Raw genomic sequence first — 15,467 nt, 5'->3', positions numbered from 1 at the left:
GCGCGGAAAGTGTCCGAAAGTGACCCGCAGCGGCATGCCGATACGATGAAGCCATGGATCATCCCGCGCAGAGCCGCTCTCATGCCCTGACCCGCCACTCTGACGACCTGACCCGGCGTCCGAAATCAGCCGCACTGCTGGCCCTGGCCGCCTTCGCGGTCCTCGCGCTGCTGCTGCTGACCGGCTGCGGGTCGTCTGATTCCGAGGGTGGCTCCGGCGACGGTTCGAACGCCTCCAACGAAGCCGCGGCCGGCACCTGCTCCTACCCCGCTGACTCGCAGTCCGGCGCCGAGGACGTCGACGCCCCCGCAGAGAAGCCGGAGGCCGATGGCGAATTCGAGGCCACCATCGGAACGAACGCCGGCGACCTGGCCGTCACCCTCGACGCCGACGGCGCTCCCTGCACCGTCAACAGTTTCCTGTCACTGGCGAAGCAGAAGTACTTCGATGACACCGACTGCCACCGCCTGACCACCGAGGGCATCTTCGTCCTCCAGTGCGGAGACCCCAGCGGCACCGGCTCAGGCGGTCCCGGCTATTCGTTCGCCGATGAGCTCGACGGCTCCGAGACCTACCCGGCCGGCACCCTGGCCATGGCCAACTCGGGCCCCGACACCAACGGCTCCCAGTTCTTCGTCGTCTACGACGACAGTTCGCTGCCCCCGGACTACACCGTCTTCGGCTCCCTCGACGAGGACAGCACGAAGACCGTCGCCGACATCGCAGCCAAGGGCACGGACTCCGGCGCCGGTGATGGAGCACCGAATCAGAAGGTCACCATCACCGAGGTATCCGCGGACTGAGATACTCGGACTTCCAAACGATCTCAACTTCTGAGACGCGTTCCGCGCCTATTCTGAGACGGGCGTAGTGTCTAGCCGTTGCCGTCGATGCTGTGCCAACACAGCATCGACGGCCTTTTCCATTGACACGAGCACCACCCGCCCGTGCCTGCACTCACAAAACAGCGGAGCACAACGACATCATGTCCACCGAAACACAACCGGGGAATCCGACCCCCTCACCGGACAGCGGAGCCGACACCGGCATCGACTCCGACGCCATCGCAGCGACCAGGAAGAACAACACCCGCGGCAAGGTCCTGACCGCCTCGATGGTCGGCACCACGATCGAATTCTTCGACTTCTACGCGTACGCGACCGCCTCGTCGCTGGTCTTTCCGGCCCTCTTCTTCCCCAACCAGACATCGACGACGCAGCTGCTGAGCTCGTTTGCGATCTTCGGAGTCGCCTTCGTCGCTCGCCCTCTGGGCTCGATCATCTTCGGTCACTTCGGTGACCGCATCGGCCGGAAGAAGACGCTCATCGCCTCCCTGCTCATCATGGGCATCGGCACCTTCCTCATCGGTCTCCTCCCCACCGCAAGCACCCCGGGCTGGGTCGTCCTCGCCCCGCTGTTCCTCGTCCTCCTGCGCTTCTGCCAAGGAGTCGGACTCGGCGGCGAATGGTCCGGTGCCGCCCTGCTGGCAACAGAGAACGCCCCTCCGGGCAAGCGCGCCATCTGGGGCACGTTCCCGCAGCTCGGCGCCCCGGTCGGCTTCATCATCGCCAACCTGCTCTTCGTCGCCCTCGGCACTTGGACCTCCCCCGAGGCCTTCCTCGCCTGGGGCTGGCGCATCCCGTTCCTGCTCTCGGCCCTGCTCGTGGCAGTCGGCCTCTACGTCCGCATGTCACTCATGGAGACCCCGGCGTTCCAACTCGTTGCGCAGAAGCAGCAGATCTCGAAGGCCCCACTCGGGCGTGTGTTCGCCACGAGCTGGAAGCCGCTCATCCTCGGCACGCTCATCATGCTCGCGACCTACGTGATCTTCTACTTCATGACCGCGTTCACCCTCACCTACGGCACATCACCGTCCAGCCCCGAACAGGCTCAGGCGGCCGCCGAGGCGGAGGGGAAGAACTTCGATCCCGCAGGCTTCGTCGCCGGGCTGGGGTACACGAAGAACGAATTCCTCACCTACCTCATCATCGGAGTCGTGTTCTTCGGCATCTTCACCATCGTCTCCGGCCCCTTGGCCGAGAAGCTGGGACGCCGGAAGATGCTCCTGGGCGTGACCGTGCTCATCGCCGCCTACGGGCTCGTCGTCAATGCCCTGTTCAACGCCGGCACCCCGGGAGTCGTCGTCGGCCTCATCGTCGGCTTCATCCTCATGGGGCTGACCTTCGGACCGATGGCCGCGTACCTGCCGGAGCTCTTCCCCGCCAATGTCCGCTACACCGGCTCGGCGATCTCATACAACATGTCCAGCGTCATCGGCGCGGGCCCCGCGCCGTTCGCCATGGTCGCTCTGTGGCAGGCCGAAGGAGGGTCGATCTTCTACTGCGGTCTCTACATCATCGCAGCGGCGATCGTCACCATCATCGCCCTGTGGCTGGCCAAGGACACCTCTGACCTCGATATGGAGGACCAGCTGAGCTGAAGCTCATCTCATCGGCGAAGGGCCCGATCATCGTGTCAGATGATCGGGTCCTTCGTCGTCTCCGCTCGGATCCCGCTCATAGGGCTCGGCCGGCAGTCCTCCCACGGAGGTAAAGCTACGATTTCGTCACAACCTCCCAGGCGATCATCGATTCGCCCTGAGTGTGATCCAGTTCACGGTAAGATCCCTCACAGAGACTGCTCAGACAACGATGTCATGCAGACCGTGTGCGTGACGACCACCGTCACCGACTCAATGGAGGAATGATGAAACGACGCTCGAGCCTGGCCGTTCTGGCCGCCGGCGCCTTGCTCGCCCTGTCTGCCTGCAGCGGCGGAGGAGATTCCGAACCCGCAGCAACCGCCGAAGGTGGGGTCCCTCTGGTCGAGGACGGCAAACTGACCACCTGCACCCATCTGTCGTATCAGCCCTTCCAGTTCGAGAAGGACGGCGAGGTCGTCGGCTTCGACGTCGACATCGTCGATGCCGTGGCGAAGCACCTCGGCGTCGAGCAGGAGATCGTCAACACGCCGTTCGAAACCATCACCACCGGCGCAGCCTTCAACCAGAACCAATGCGATGTGGCGGCCGCGGCCATGACGATCACGCCCGAGCGCGAGGAAGCCATCGACTTCTCCGAGTCGTACTTCCCAGCGAACCAGGCCATCCTGACAAAGGAGGATAAGACCGCAGACGACGAAGCAGGGCTCAAGGACTTCAAAGTCGCCGCGCAGGCCGGCACCACCGGTCTCGACTATGCGAACGAAAATTTCAAGGACGCCGAGATCATCACCTATGAGGACCTTCCGCTTTCGCTCGAAGCACTGAAGAACGGTCAGGCCGACGCCGTCATCAACGACAACGGCGTCCTCTACGACTATGCGGCGAACAATGACGGCTTCACCGTCGGCTTCGACATCGACACCGGCGAGCACTACGGCATCGGTATGAAGAAGGACAACGAGGAGATGAAGACGGCCGTCGACGACACCGTCAAGGAGATCAAGGACAACGGAGAGTACGACAAGATCTACGAGAAGTGGTTCGGCGACGCACCCAAGTGATCACCGCTGAAGGGGCGGCCGGTCGCGGCACACAGACCGCGGCCGGCCGCTCGTTCGGCTGAACACGATTCTCACTGACACACACTGTATTCGGCGGTCACAACTGCCACCGCGTCAAAAGGACACCACCCATGTCATCACCTCATGCGACTGGCGACGGGGGCCGGAACGGCACCGGCATCCCCGTCGCCACTGCCACCCCCAAAGCGAAGATGAGCAAACGCCAGAAGGCGAAGATCTCACGCGGGATCCAATACGGCATCCTCGTCGTCATCGCCGTCGTCATCGCGGTCGTGGCCGATTGGCCCACACTCATCGACACGTTCGGTCGCGTCGACATCGCCGCGGGTATGCTCCCCGACGTCATCACCAAGGCGCTGAAGAACACCGTCGTCTTCACCGGCCTCGGCTTCGTGCTGGGACTGGCCATCGCCATCGTGCTCGCACTCATGCGACTGTCCTCGGTGGGCGTCTACCGGTGGATCGCCTTCGTCTACATCGAGTTCTTCCGCGGACTGCCTGCCCTCGTCGTCTTCCTCGTCATGGGCTTCGGCCTGCCGGTGGCGTTCCCCGGCTTCATCCTTCCCCAGCTCGTGGTCATCATGATCGCCCTCGCGCTCGTCTCCTCCGCCTATATGGCCGAGACCATCCGCGCCGGCATCCAGGCCGTGCCCAAAGGCCAGGTCGAGGCGGCCCGTTCGCTCGGCATGTCGTCGTCCCGCGCGATGTTCACGATTGTTCTGCCGCAGGCGATGCGGATCATCCTTCCGCCGCTGACCAACGAACTCATTCTGCTGACCAAGGACTCCTCGCTGGCCTATATCCTCGGCTCCTCCGTCGACGGACGTGAGCTCGCTGCGCTGGGTCGTGCCGAGATCGTCAACTCCGCGAACCTCACGCCCTTCATCGTCATCGCCCTGTGCTATCTCATCATCACGATTCCGCTGTCGTATCTGTCACGGGTCCTTGAGAAGAAGTACGGTTCCGCAGACTCAGGAGTGAAATGATGACAAGTTCAGCAACCGCCTCGGCGACGGCGACCGGATCACCGCTCATCTCGATCAGGAATCTGCAGAAGAGCTTCGGGTCCAATCAGGTGCTCACCGATATCAGCCTCGACGTCGACAAGGGCGAGGTCGTCTGCGTCATCGGCCCCTCGGGCTCGGGAAAGTCGACGATGCTCCGGTGCATCAACGTCCTCGAGACCCCGTCGGGCGGATCGATCGTCGTCGACGGAATGGACATGACCGACCTCGATCTCGACATCGACGCCGCCCGCATCCGCATCGGCATGGTGTTCCAGTCCTTCAACCTCTTCGGCCACCTCACCGTGCGTGAGAATCTCACGGTGGCGCAGACGAAGGTGCTCGGCCGGTCACGGTCCGAGGCGGACAAAGTCGCCGAGGCGAACCTCGCAAAGGTCGGACTGTCCGAGAAGATGGAGGCCAAGCCCGGCTCGCTCTCGGGCGGTCAGCAGCAGAGGGTGGCGATCGCCCGGGCGCTCAGCATGGACCCCGATGTCATGCTCTTCGACGAGCCCACTTCGGCGCTCGATCCCGAGACCGTCGGTGATGTCCTCCAGGTCATGCGCAACCTCGCCGAGGCGGGGATGACGATGGTCGTGGTCACCCACGAAATGGAGTTCGCCCGGCAGGTCGCCGACCGCGTGGTCTTCATGGACGGCGGAGTCGTCGTCGAGGAGGGTCCGGCCAGGGACGTCATCGGCAATCCCCGGGAGCAGCGAACGAAGGACTTCCTCTCCCGCGTCCTCCACCCCGGCCAGCTGGGGTAGTCGCCGGTTCGCCGAGGCGGCATCGCCTAGGCTTCTCACATGAGCTCATGGGACCGCACAGAGAACGTCCTCGCACTGCCTTCCGGGAGGCTGGTGCGAGGACGTTCTCTGTGCGGAGGCCGTGTCGATCCTACGGACCAGCTGGACTCGAGCGCGGCGGACGTTGAGCTCATTCTGCTCGGGTCGCGTCGGCAATTTGCGGACACGATCGAGGGGCCTCAGTCCGCACGGGAGTCCCGATGGGTGGAATGGCCCGACTTTCGGCTGCCGACCGACCATCGTGATGCTGCCCTCGCACTGCTCGGACTGTGGTCGCGCGCCGAATCCTCACGGGTGGGTGTGGCCTGCAGCGGCGGTCGCGGGCGAACGGGCACTGCCCTCGCGTGCCTCGCCGTCGTCGACGGAGTTCCCGCCGACGACGCCGTTTCCTTCGTCCGTGACCGTTACAGCCCGAAGGCCGTCGAGACGCCGTGGCAGCGACGCTTCGTCACACAGTTTCCTGCGCTGTTGTCACGTGTCCGGCCCGATTGATCTCTTTCGCTCGGCAACAGCCTCAGCAGTCGCCGAGGCGGCCCGACCTCAGAGCGTGAACCCGGCCGGGAACGGGTCGCTGGGGTCGAGCATGAACTGCGAGGTCGCCGTCAGCCAGGCGCTGCCGGTGATCGTCGGCACCACCGCCGCGTGCTCGCCGACGGTGGTCTCCTCGATGAGGCGGCCGGTGAACGAAGTGCCGATGAAGCATTCGATGACGAAATCCGTGTTCAGTCCCAAATGTCCGCGGGCATGCCGGACGGCCATGAGTGCGCTCGTGCCGGTGCCTCCTGGTGAACGGTCGAGCCAGCCCGGGTGGTTGATGAGGACGTGGCGGGCGTCCGGTGCGAGTCCGTCCGCTTCCGCGGCCCCGTCCACGCCCGGCTCCGGCGCGAGGAATACGACGTGCTCGCAGCCGCTGTAGCCGGTCTCCGGATGCACCGGCGACAGCTGCTCGTTGACAGCAGCCATGATCTCGCGGCCGGCGGCGATGAACTCATCGCCACGATCCCGCTCGAACGGAATGCCCACCTCGGCGGCGGAGACGAAGGCGTAGAAGTTTCCGCCGAAGCCGATGTCGCAGGCGATCGTCCCTCGCCCGGGCACCTCGACGGTCTGGTCGAGGGCGTGGGCGTAGGAGGCGACGTTGACGATGGTCACCGCCTCGGCGCGACCGTCACGGACGACTACCTCGGCGGTGATGAGCCCGATCGGGGCGTCCAATCGCACCGTCGTCACCGGTTCTACAACGGGCACCATTCCCGTCTCGACGAGGACCGTGACCACCGCGATCGTGCCGGCACCGCACATCGGCAGCACCCCGGTGACCTCGATGAACAGCACACCCCAGTCGGCATCGGGGCGAGTCGGCGGCTGCAGGATCGCACCCGACAGCCATCCGTGGCCACGCGGTTCGCACATGAGGAACGTGCGCAGGTCATCGGAATTCTCGATGAACCATTCCCGCCGCTCGGCCATAGTCTCACCGGGGAAGGCTCCCACTCCCCCGGTGACGACGCGGACAGGCAGCCCCTCGGTGTGGGCCTCGACGGTCTGGATGAGACGGTTGGTCCGCATTGCCGATCCGCTCAGTGCTCCAGGACGTCTTTGAGAATGACGCGGTAGCCCTGCCGCGGGTCGAAGCCGTGGATCTCACGGGTGTCGAGCGCCGACATGAAGTCGAGCACCTCGGCGGTGATGACCTGACCGGGCACGAGCACCGGGAACCCGGGCGGGTACGGGGTGACGAATCCGGCCGAGACCGGCACTTCCCCGTTCTCGACGCGGCGCCGCAGCTCATGCGGGAGCACATGCTCGATGTTCTGCCGGCGCAGACCTGCGTAGTAGGCGGTGCGCAGATCGCCGTCGGGCAGCTGCTTCGACGGATCCTCGGCCGGCACCTCGGCGGCGTAGTCGGGGGCGAAGGCTGAGAAGTCCGGCAGCGGAGGCATCACCGCGGCAGGCTCGGTCAGCGCATCCTGTTCCTGGAGCTCATGCGGGTCATTGAACTTCCCCGCCAGTTTGACCAACACCTCGATGAGGTAGGCGACGGCCGATCGTGAGGTGCCGATGTTCGTCATGAACAGCACCGTGTTCCGGCTCGTCTTGTTCACCTGGATGCCGTAGCGGTCCATGAGGTGCTCGTGCTTGAACGTATCTCCGTCGACGCCCGTGCCCGAGATCTCGACGGTGATGCGGCTGGGGTCGACGACGAATTCGTCGCGGACCCAGGCGTCCCACATCGTCGACAGGCCATCGCGCAGCGGCATCGTCCGCTCGGTGACCCGGTACTCCTCCGGAATGAGGTCGGCGGCCGTGAGCACCTTGAACGTCTTCTTCAGCAGCGGGTGCCGGGCGATCGCCGAAGACAGGCTCATCGCCAGGTCGAGCTGCTTCTGCACGAGTGCGAAGCCCTCCATCTCCACCTGCCTGCGGCCGAGGTCGAGGGACGCGAGGATCTGATAATTCGGCGAGGTCGAGGTGTGCGTCATATACGCCTCGTGGAAGGCCTCCTCGGCGCCGGAGGAGAACTCCTGATCGTAGACGTGGATCATCGAACCCTGGCGCAGCGCGGTCAGCGTCTTATGCGTCGACTGGGTTGCGTACACGCGGATCGTCGCATCCGGCGGCGGCAGCAGATCCTCTTCCAGCCACACCGAATCGGGGGCGGGGGCACCGGTCTCGGGGTCGAACAGGCGCTTCTGCTGTTCCCGGTACGCCGCGGCATGGGCGTTGGTGGACAGGTTCTCCTCAAGGGTCTCAGCAGCGACCATGGCGGTGCGCTTGCGGGTGACCGGGTGGAACCGGGCGAAGGCGAACCAGGCTTCGTCCCAGAGGAAGACGAGATCGGGTTTGATCGCCAGGCATTCGGACATGACCGTGTATGGGTCGTAGACGATGCCGTCGAACGTGCAGTTGGTCAGGGTGATCATCCGCACCTCGTCGAGGCGGCCGGCGGCCCGGTAGTTGAGCAGCAGCTGCTTGATCCGGTTCAGCGGCACCGCCCCGTAGAAGGCGACGTCGTTGAGCGGGTACGCCTCGAGGTAGGCGGTGCGGGCGCCGGTGAGCATGAGCGCATGGTGGTGCGACTTGTGGCAGTTGCGGTCGACCATGACGACTTCTTCGGGTGAGACGACGGCCTGATGGACGATCTTGTTCGCCGTCGACGTGCCGTTCGTGACGAAGTACGTGCGCTTGGCACCATAGGCGCGCGCGGCCAGCGCCTGCGCCTTCTTCAGCGTATGCACCGGAGCGAGAAGGGAATCGAGTTCACCGGAGGTGGCACTGGATTCGGCCAGCAGCAGATTGAGTCCGTAGAAGTCGACGAAGTCGCCGATCCACTTCGACCCGACGACGGAACCGCCGCGGGAGACCGGCAGGGCATGGAAGACACCGGCCGGTCGGCGGGCATGCTCTCGGATCGCGTCGAAGAACGGAGTATCGTAGAGGTGCTGGGCACGGCGCAGCAGGGACAGGTGGAGTTCGAACTGGTCCTCGCGGCGGAAGACACGACGGAACCGGTGCGTCAGTGCCCCGGCGAGGCTTTCGATATGCGCACCGGCCATGAGGTAGAGGTCGAGCTCCGGGCGCAGGTCCGCCAGAGTGTCGGCCAGCCGCAGCACCCGTCGCACCGAATTGAGCGGGCTCATCGGCGCCGTCGGCGATTCCTGCGTCGAGGTGTGCGCGAACTCGATGGAGTCGCGCAGGTCACGGCTGAGCACCTCGCGGGTGTGGTCGGTGAATCCGGGGCGGATGACGCAGGCGAGCAGGTTCGGGTTCGTCAGGGCCGCAGCGACGGCATCGTCGGCGGTGGGCACGATGACGTAGTCGTAGATGAACTGGTCGGAGGCGTTGCGGAGTTTGAGCAGGTCCGTGTGCAGCTCGTCGCGGCCGCCTTCGGTGGTCTCATCGACGATGAGGACCTCGAAGCGGGAACGGGTGTCCTGGCGGTCCTTGAGCTCGGCGCGCTCATCCTCGGTGAGGTCGTCTTCACCGGTGTCGGGCACGGTGGTGCCGCGCAGCCGGTTGACCGCACGGGTGATCATGTCATGCGCCCGGTCGAATTCGCCGTTCGAGAGCAGATCGGTGATCTCCTCGACATAGCGCTGACCGAATCCGGCCCAATAGAGTTCGATCGTCTTCAGCGAACGCAGCGACCGCCACACCTCGCCGTCTTCGGCGATCATCGAGAAGTCCCCGCCGCTGACGGCCAGACGTTTGATCGCGAACTTCAGGTACTCCCACGCATCCGAGCGCAGCCGCCAGGTGCTCGCCGGCATTCCCGGGTCCCGTTCGAGCTGCGCCTTGCGCGGCGTCGACGGGGCTCCGGCGCGACCGTGCCTGCGGCCGCCACCGAGGTCGGCGGCCTCGAACTCCTGCGCCGCTGCCTGGTGGGAGTCGATTCCGGTCATGCGAGAGCCTCCTGGCTGTCAATCTCACTCAATCCTCACCCCGTTCCGGTGAGGATTTCCTGCTCACGGGCTCAGTCGGCGGACCGTACTGATTCCGTTGTTGCACGATCATACGACCTCACAGATTCGAATGGGCGAGGTGGTGGGCACTTGAGACAACCACGGGAGGCAAAATGATGATAAGCATGGGATATGGACACCTCCGCGTCTCTCTCTGCAGGTCATCTCATCGTCGAGGAACTCGAAGCACACGGAGTCACTCGCACCTATCTGGTGCCCGGCGAGTCGTATCTCGACGTCATCGACGGTCTCCGCGATTCGGACATCACCCCGATCGTCTGCCGCCAAGAGGGCGGGGCCGCGTATATGGCCGTCGCCGAGGGGCGGATGACCGGAGTGCCGGGAATCGCCATGGTCACCCGCGGCCCGGGGGCGGCGAACGTCAAGGTCGGCGTCCACACCGCCTTCCAGGATGCGACCCCACTCGTCGTCTTCGTCGGTCTCATCCCCACCGATCATCGCGGTCGGGAGGCCTTCCAGGAATTCGATCTCGAGGGCTGGTTCTCCTCGACCGCGAAGAAGGTGCTCGTCCTCGACGATCCCGACAAGGCCGCCGAGGTGGTCGTCGACGCCATGCACACCGCCGTGGCCGGTCGGCCCGGTCCCGTCATCGTCGGCCTGCCCGAAGAGGTCCTCGCCCAGCGCAGTTCAGGGACGGTCCTTCCCCCGCGGGTGCGCGGTTCGGCAGCACCGTACGCCGGGGACGTCACGGAGCTGCGGGCCCGCATCGCCGCCGCCGACCGTCCGGTGCTCATCATCGGCGGGGAGGACTGGTCCCAGTCGACATCGCGACGCATCGCCCAGTGGTCACGCGACCGCGGCCTCGGCGTGCTCGGCACCTTCCGCGCCTATGACGGCATCGACCACGACAGCCCGAACTTCCTCGGCATCTTAGGTTACGGTCCCGCCCCCGTGGCCAAGCGCACCCTCGCCGAGGCGGACCTGCACATCTATCTCGGCTGTGTCCGCACCGATGTGGCCACCGACGGGTTCACCAACGGGGTCGACCAGCGCACCGTCGTCATCGGCCCCGATGCCGATGCGCACGGCCACTTCGGTCGCCTCGACCAGCACATCGTCACCTCGGTGTCCCGGTTCGCCCAGTCCCTGTTCACCGAGGAGGGCACCCGCACCTATTCGGTGTCCTCCGACGGATCGATCGACGAACCGCCACTCGGCGATGCCCTGTCCGAGGCCGCCGGGGATGCCGTTGCGCTGCCGGACTGGGTGGCCGAGGCCAGGTCCGAGCTTGAGGCGTGGCGGCAACCGCAGGTGGCAGAGTCAGGGGCGGCCACCTCGGCGGGGTATGTCGATATGGACGAAGCATTCGTCCACGTGCAGGAGCTGTTGCCACAGGACGCGATCGTCACCTACGGAGCGGGGAACTTCTCCGGCTGGGCGACGCGGTTCCTGCCCACGCACGGGTTCCCCTCGGCGCTGGGACCGCGCAACGGATCGATGGGATTCGGGCTGCCCGCCGCGGTCGCCGCCTCACTCGTCCACCCGGAACGGTCCGTGTTCTGCATCGCCGGTGACGGGGACTTCCTGATGAACGGGCAGGAGATGGCAACGGCTGTCCAATACGGTGCCGACATCACTGTGGTGCTCAACGACAATTCGGTCTACGGCACGATCCGCGGCCATCAGGACCGCGAATATCCGGGCCGGGCCACGGCCACTGCGCTGCAGAACCCGGATTTCGCAGCCATGGCCACGGCCTTCGGCGGACTCGGCATCCGCGTCGAGGCCACCGAGGACTTCCGCGACGCCTTCGAACGGGCGTTGGGACACAAGGGACTCTCGCTGGTCCACTGCATCACGGACCCGACGGTTCGCGGAGCGCGCCTGCCGTGAACGTCGGAGCGGACGTCTTTCGAATCTGACTAAGGTGGCTGCATGAGAATCGACGCGATCTTCACCGACCTCGACGCACACACTCTCGACCCGACGCGCCCGCGGGTGAAGAAGATCGGGGTCTGGGGCAACCGGATCATCGGCTTCGACGAGGAGCTCGACGGCATCAGCGCCGACCGGGTCGAGTCCTTGGGCGGGGCGACGGTGCTGCCGGGATTCAACGACGTCCACTGCCACACCGCCTGGTTCGGTCTCACCCTGGCCTCCGTCGATGTCACGGCTCTGCCCGGGGGCCTGCCGGATGTGTACGCGGCCGTGGAGCAGGCCGCGGCGACGACACCGGCCGGGGAATGGATCGAAGCCACCGGCTATGCCCACCGTGACTATGACGGGAAATATCCGGAGCTGGCGCGCCTCGACGAGATCACCGGTGACCGGCCGCTGTTCATGCGGCAGACGTCCGGCCATGCCGCGATCGTCAACACCGAGGCGATGCGCCGGGCCGGGATCTTGGAACCTGGTTTCGAGGAGCCGGTCGGAGGCAAGGTCGTGCGCGATGCAGCCGGTCATCCCACAGGGCTGATCGAAGAGACGGCGCAGACATTGGTGCAGGATCTCATCCGCCCGTATTCGCTGGACACCGTCGTCGACGCCCTCGATCTGGCGACGGCCTACTACGCGAAGGAAGGCATCACGTCCTTCGGCGAATGCGGAATCGCCTATGGCTGGATCGGTCACTCCCCCATCGAGATCAGTGCCTATCTGCGGGCTCGGGAAGAGGGCAAGCTGCGGGCTCGGGCTCAGCTCATGCCGCAGGCCGACGGGCTGCACCCGATCGCGGCGAACTCCGCCGACGGCTTCGGCATCGGTCTCGATGCAGGGCTGCGCACCGGCCTCGGCGATGATCTCATTTCGATCGGGCCCGTGAAGTTCTTCATGGACGGGGCTCTGTCCGGCGAGACTGCGGCGCTGCGGGAGAACTATGCCGGCAAGGACCATCCGGGCTATCTGCAGGACGACGCCGAGGTGCTGCGGCAGCAGATCCTCGACACCTACGCCTCGGGCTGGTCCTTGGCGGTGCATGCCATCGGTGACGCCGCTGTGGATGCGGCGGTCGCCAATATCGTCGAGGCGCAGAAGAAGTACGGCAGGCGTGCGGTGCCCAACCGGATCGAGCATGCCGGGTTGGTCCATGACGAGCATCTGGCGACGCTGGCCGAGCACGGGATCGTCGTCACCCCGCAGGCGGCATTCGCCGACGGCATCGGCGACGGGATGAATGCCTCGCTCGGGGCGGACCGCCGGCACCTGATCTATCGTGCGAAATCGTTCGTCGACGCGGGTGTGCCGATGGCCGGCAGCTCGGATCGGCCGTGCGCCGACGGCAATGTTCTGCGCGGAATCGAAGCGTATGTCACCCGCAGGACCCGTGACGGGGACATCATGGGCTCGGCCGACGAGTGCTTGAGCGTCGACGAGGCGATTGCGGCCTACACGGTCGAGGCGGCGAAGGCCTCGGGGCAAGGGGCGGACAAGGGCACCCTGTCGCGCGGCAAGCTCGCCGACTTCGTCGCCTTGGAGACTCACCCGGGCGACGTCGCCCCCGACGAGATCGCACAGATCCCCGTCCGCGCAACAGTCCTAGGCGGCAATTACACCCACCAAACCCCCTAAATTACTACCTGACGGCGGCTCAGCAACCTTGCGCCAGGTTGCTGAGCCCCCGTCGGGTAGTTCTAGTGGGGGAAGTCGAGGTCGGTGAGGACCTTCTCGAAGACTCCGAGGCCGCGTTCGAGGTCCTCTTCGCTGATGTTGATTGGCGGGACCACGTGCAGACGGTGATAGTTGTTGAACGGGATGACGCCGTGTTCCTTCAGCGCTGCCACCACCGAGGCGACCTCGGGTGAGCCTCCGCCGTAGGGGGCCAGCGGCTCCCTGGACTCCTTGTCCCAGACGAGTTCGATCGCCCAGAATGCTCCGGTGCCGCGGACCTCGCCGACATGCTTCGAGTTCTCCGCGATCTGCCGCAGCCGGGGACCGATGATCGTCTCCCCGATATGGGCTGCGTGTTCGACCATGCCCTCATCGGCCATTGCGTTGATCGTCGCGACCGCGGCCGCACACGCCAGAGGATGACCGGAGTAGGTCAGCCCGCCGGGGTAGACGCGTTCGGCGAAGGTCTCGAAGATCGCGTCGTTGATGACGACTCCGCCCAGAGGCACGTAGCCGGAGTTCACGCCCTTGGCGAAGGTGATGAGGTCGGGGACGATATCGAAGTGCTCGAAGGCGAACCAGCGGCCCGACCGACCGAACCCGGCCATCACCTCGTCGGCGATGAACACGATGCCGTGCTCATCGCACAGCGCCCGCACCGCCTGCATGTATTCGGGACTGGGCATCATGATTCCGGCGGTGCCGGGAATGGATTCGAGGATGATCGCGGCGATCGTCGCCGGCCCCTCCAGCTCGATGGTCCGACGCAGGTGCTGCAGCGCCCGCTCGGTCTCTTCGGCCTCGGTGGTCGCGTGGAACTCCGAGCGGTAGAGGAAGGGTCCGAAGAAATGGACGACGCCTGACTCCCCGGTCTCGTTCTCCCACCGGCGCGGGTCACCGGTGACGTTGACGGCCGTCTGAGTTCCGCCGTGGTAAGACCGGTAGCGCGACAGCACCTTCGTCCGCCCCGTGTGCAGACGGGCCATGCGGATGGCGTGCTCATTGGCATCCGCGCCGCCGTTGGTGAAGAACACCCTGTTCAGGCCCTCCGGGGTCCGATCGGTGATGAGGCGTGCCGCCTCGGAGCGGGCTGCGTTGACGGTGGCCGGGCTGATCGTGCACAGCACATCGGCCTGATCCTTGATCGCGGCAACCACGGTCGGATGCTGGTGGCCGATGTTCGTGTTCACCAGCTGCGAGGAGAAGTCGAGGAACTCCCGTCCCTCACCGTCGATGACCGTCGAACCCTGAGCACGGGCAACGGTCGGCGGGTCGATGAGTCGCTGTGCTGACCACGAATGGAAGACGTGTGCGCGGTCGAGTTCACGGGCTCGGGCGGATTCTTCCTTGAGTGCTGCGAGGTCGACGTCGTCTGGCTGGTGCACCATTGTCACCCTTTCACTGAAGTACCGGGGATGAGCGCGGAATCCGCGCCCGTGGGCTCATCGTAGAACACATTCGACTACAGTGACGAGCATGTCGTACCGGACAATCGCCAGCCCCGTCGAGGCGGAGATCGAGATCAGGAGATCCCGCTTCCTCACCCGCCTCTCCCCGGCCGCAGATGAGGCTGAGGCCCGTGCCGTCATCGCCGCCGCCCGGACCGAGCATCCGAAGGCCCGCCACCACTGTTCGGCCTTCGTCATCGATGTGGATTCGCGCACTCAGCGCTTCAGCGACGACGGGGAACCGGCCGGCACAGCGGGCGCCCCGATCCTCGATGTCGTCACCGGCCATGACCTGACCTTCGTCGTCGCCGTCGTCACCCGGTATTTCGGCGGCACCCTGCTGGGGGCCGGCGGGCTCGTGCGCGCTTACGGTCAGGCCACCTCGGCGGCGGTCGATGAGGCGCGGATCGTCACCCGCCGTGAGCGCGTCCCGGTGTCCGCGCACATCGACTACGCCCAGGCCAACGCCTTGGAGCGGGCGGCCGGGAACCGGGGGTGGACGACACGGGCCGACTACGGTGGTGACGTGGGACTCGATGTCCTGGTTCCCCTCGCCGAGGTGGCCGACGCCGTAGCGATGTACGCCGACCTCACCGCCGGTCAGGCAGAGCCCGAGGTCGGTGAGGTCGAGTGGGTATGAGTCCGGAGATCGGG

Annotated in this window: 12 protein-coding genes; 9 read left to right on the top strand and 3 right to left on the bottom strand. The window is 65.6% G+C overall.

Annotated features, from left to right (window positions below; genetic code table 11):
- The first annotated feature begins 53 nt into the window (after positions 1 to 53).
- From EB835_RS09775 to EB835_RS09750, 6 genes are all read left to right on the top strand, one after another.
- Positions 54 to 803, top strand: a complete 750-nt coding sequence (locus EB835_RS09775) for a peptidylprolyl isomerase (RefSeq protein ID WP_135809277.1) — start codon at positions 54 to 56, stop codon at positions 801 to 803.
- Positions 804 to 985: 182 nt separating this feature from the next.
- Positions 986 to 2,440: an MFS transporter gene (locus tag EB835_RS09770; RefSeq protein ID WP_135809276.1), complete on the top strand. Its 1,455-nt coding sequence runs from the start codon at positions 986 to 988 to the stop codon at positions 2,438 to 2,440.
- A gap of 266 nt (positions 2,441 to 2,706) precedes the next feature.
- The gene (locus EB835_RS09765; protein WP_135809275.1) at positions 2,707 to 3,504 is read left to right on the top strand and encodes a basic amino acid ABC transporter substrate-binding protein; all 798 of its coding nucleotides are present in this window, start codon (positions 2,707 to 2,709) and stop codon (positions 3,502 to 3,504) included.
- A gap of 212 nt (positions 3,505 to 3,716) precedes the next feature.
- Entirely contained in the window at positions 3,717 to 4,511 is a 795-nt protein-coding gene (locus tag EB835_RS09760) for an amino acid ABC transporter permease (RefSeq protein ID WP_135809347.1), read from the top strand.
- Positions 4,511 to 5,296, top strand: a complete 786-nt coding sequence (locus EB835_RS09755) for an amino acid ABC transporter ATP-binding protein (RefSeq protein WP_135809274.1) — start codon at positions 4,511 to 4,513, stop codon at positions 5,294 to 5,296. The genes EB835_RS09760 and EB835_RS09755 overlap by 1 nt, the downstream gene beginning before the upstream one ends.
- A gap of 39 nt (positions 5,297 to 5,335) precedes the next feature.
- The gene (locus EB835_RS09750; protein WP_135809273.1) at positions 5,336 to 5,827 is read left to right on the top strand and encodes a protein-tyrosine phosphatase family protein; all 492 of its coding nucleotides are present in this window, start codon (positions 5,336 to 5,338) and stop codon (positions 5,825 to 5,827) included.
- A gap of 48 nt (positions 5,828 to 5,875) precedes the next feature.
- Here the strand turns inward: EB835_RS09750 and EB835_RS09745 are convergent, their stop codons facing one another.
- Both EB835_RS09745 and EB835_RS09740 read right to left on the bottom strand, forming a co-directional pair.
- Positions 5,876 to 6,904, bottom strand: a complete 1,029-nt coding sequence (locus EB835_RS09745) for a proline racemase family protein (protein WP_135809272.1) — start codon at positions 6,902 to 6,904, stop codon at positions 5,876 to 5,878.
- An 11-nt stretch (positions 6,905 to 6,915) separates the two neighbouring features.
- Positions 6,916 to 9,606, bottom strand: coding sequence for an aminotransferase class I/II-fold pyridoxal phosphate-dependent enzyme (locus EB835_RS09740; RefSeq protein ID WP_135809346.1), 2,691 nt, complete (start codon positions 9,604 to 9,606; stop codon positions 6,916 to 6,918).
- A gap of 324 nt (positions 9,607 to 9,930) precedes the next feature.
- On the opposite strand from EB835_RS09740, the gene EB835_RS09735 reads away from it, so the two are divergent.
- Positions 9,931 to 11,652 (top strand): thiamine pyrophosphate-dependent enzyme, encoded by a 1,722-nt coding sequence (locus EB835_RS09735; protein ID WP_135809271.1) that lies wholly within the window; start codon positions 9,931 to 9,933, stop codon positions 11,650 to 11,652.
- A gap of 42 nt (positions 11,653 to 11,694) precedes the next feature.
- Complete coding sequence (locus EB835_RS09730) at positions 11,695 to 13,326, top strand: amidohydrolase (RefSeq protein WP_135809270.1); 1,632 nt, start codon at positions 11,695 to 11,697, stop codon at positions 13,324 to 13,326.
- A gap of 62 nt (positions 13,327 to 13,388) precedes the next feature.
- Here EB835_RS09730 and EB835_RS09725 read toward each other — a convergent pair whose 3' ends face one another.
- Positions 13,389 to 14,753, bottom strand: a complete 1,365-nt coding sequence (locus tag EB835_RS09725) for an aspartate aminotransferase family protein (RefSeq protein ID WP_135809269.1) — start codon at positions 14,751 to 14,753, stop codon at positions 13,389 to 13,391.
- An 88-nt stretch (positions 14,754 to 14,841) separates the two neighbouring features.
- Between EB835_RS09725 and EB835_RS09720 the strand changes: the two genes are divergently transcribed.
- Complete coding sequence (locus EB835_RS09720; protein WP_135809268.1) at positions 14,842 to 15,453, top strand: YigZ family protein; 612 nt, start codon at positions 14,842 to 14,844, stop codon at positions 15,451 to 15,453.
- Positions 15,454 to 15,467 lie beyond the last annotated feature (14 nt).

The sequence above is a fragment of the Brevibacterium sp. S22 genome (assembly GCF_004745485.1).
Lineage (GTDB): Bacteria > Actinomycetota > Actinomycetes > Actinomycetales > Brevibacteriaceae > Brevibacterium.
Note: the sequence above shows the minus strand (reverse complement) of the source record. Positions and strands in the feature narration are given on the sequence as shown.

Bases quoted from the DNA above. Each gene is read 5' to 3' on its own strand.
- EB835_RS09775 (WP_135809277.1), top strand. From the start codon at position 54: ATGGATCATCCCGCGCAGAGCCGCTCTCATGCCCTGACCCGCCACTCT.
- EB835_RS09770 (WP_135809276.1), top strand. From the start codon at position 986: ATGTCCACCGAAACACAACCGGGGAATCCGACCCCCTCACCGGACAGC.
- EB835_RS09765 (WP_135809275.1), top strand. From the start codon at position 2,707: ATGAAACGACGCTCGAGCCTGGCCGTTCTGGCCGCCGGCGCCTTGCTC.
- EB835_RS09760 (WP_135809347.1), top strand. From the start codon at position 3,717: ATGAGCAAACGCCAGAAGGCGAAGATCTCACGCGGGATCCAATACGGC.
- EB835_RS09755 (WP_135809274.1), top strand. From the start codon at position 4,511: ATGACAAGTTCAGCAACCGCCTCGGCGACGGCGACCGGATCACCGCTC.
- EB835_RS09750 (WP_135809273.1), top strand. From the start codon at position 5,336: ATGAGCTCATGGGACCGCACAGAGAACGTCCTCGCACTGCCTTCCGGG.
- EB835_RS09745 (WP_135809272.1), bottom strand. From the start codon at position 6,904: ATGCGGACCAACCGTCTCATCCAGACCGTCGAGGCCCACACCGAGGGG.
- EB835_RS09740 (WP_135809346.1), bottom strand. From the start codon at position 9,606: ATGCCGGCGAGCACCTGGCGGCTGCGCTCGGATGCGTGGGAGTACCTG.
- EB835_RS09735 (WP_135809271.1), top strand. From the start codon at position 9,931: ATGGACACCTCCGCGTCTCTCTCTGCAGGTCATCTCATCGTCGAGGAA.
- EB835_RS09730 (WP_135809270.1), top strand. From the start codon at position 11,695: ATGAGAATCGACGCGATCTTCACCGACCTCGACGCACACACTCTCGAC.
- EB835_RS09725 (WP_135809269.1), bottom strand. From the start codon at position 14,753: ATGGTGCACCAGCCAGACGACGTCGACCTCGCAGCACTCAAGGAAGAA.
- EB835_RS09720 (WP_135809268.1), top strand. From the start codon at position 14,842: ATGTCGTACCGGACAATCGCCAGCCCCGTCGAGGCGGAGATCGAGATC.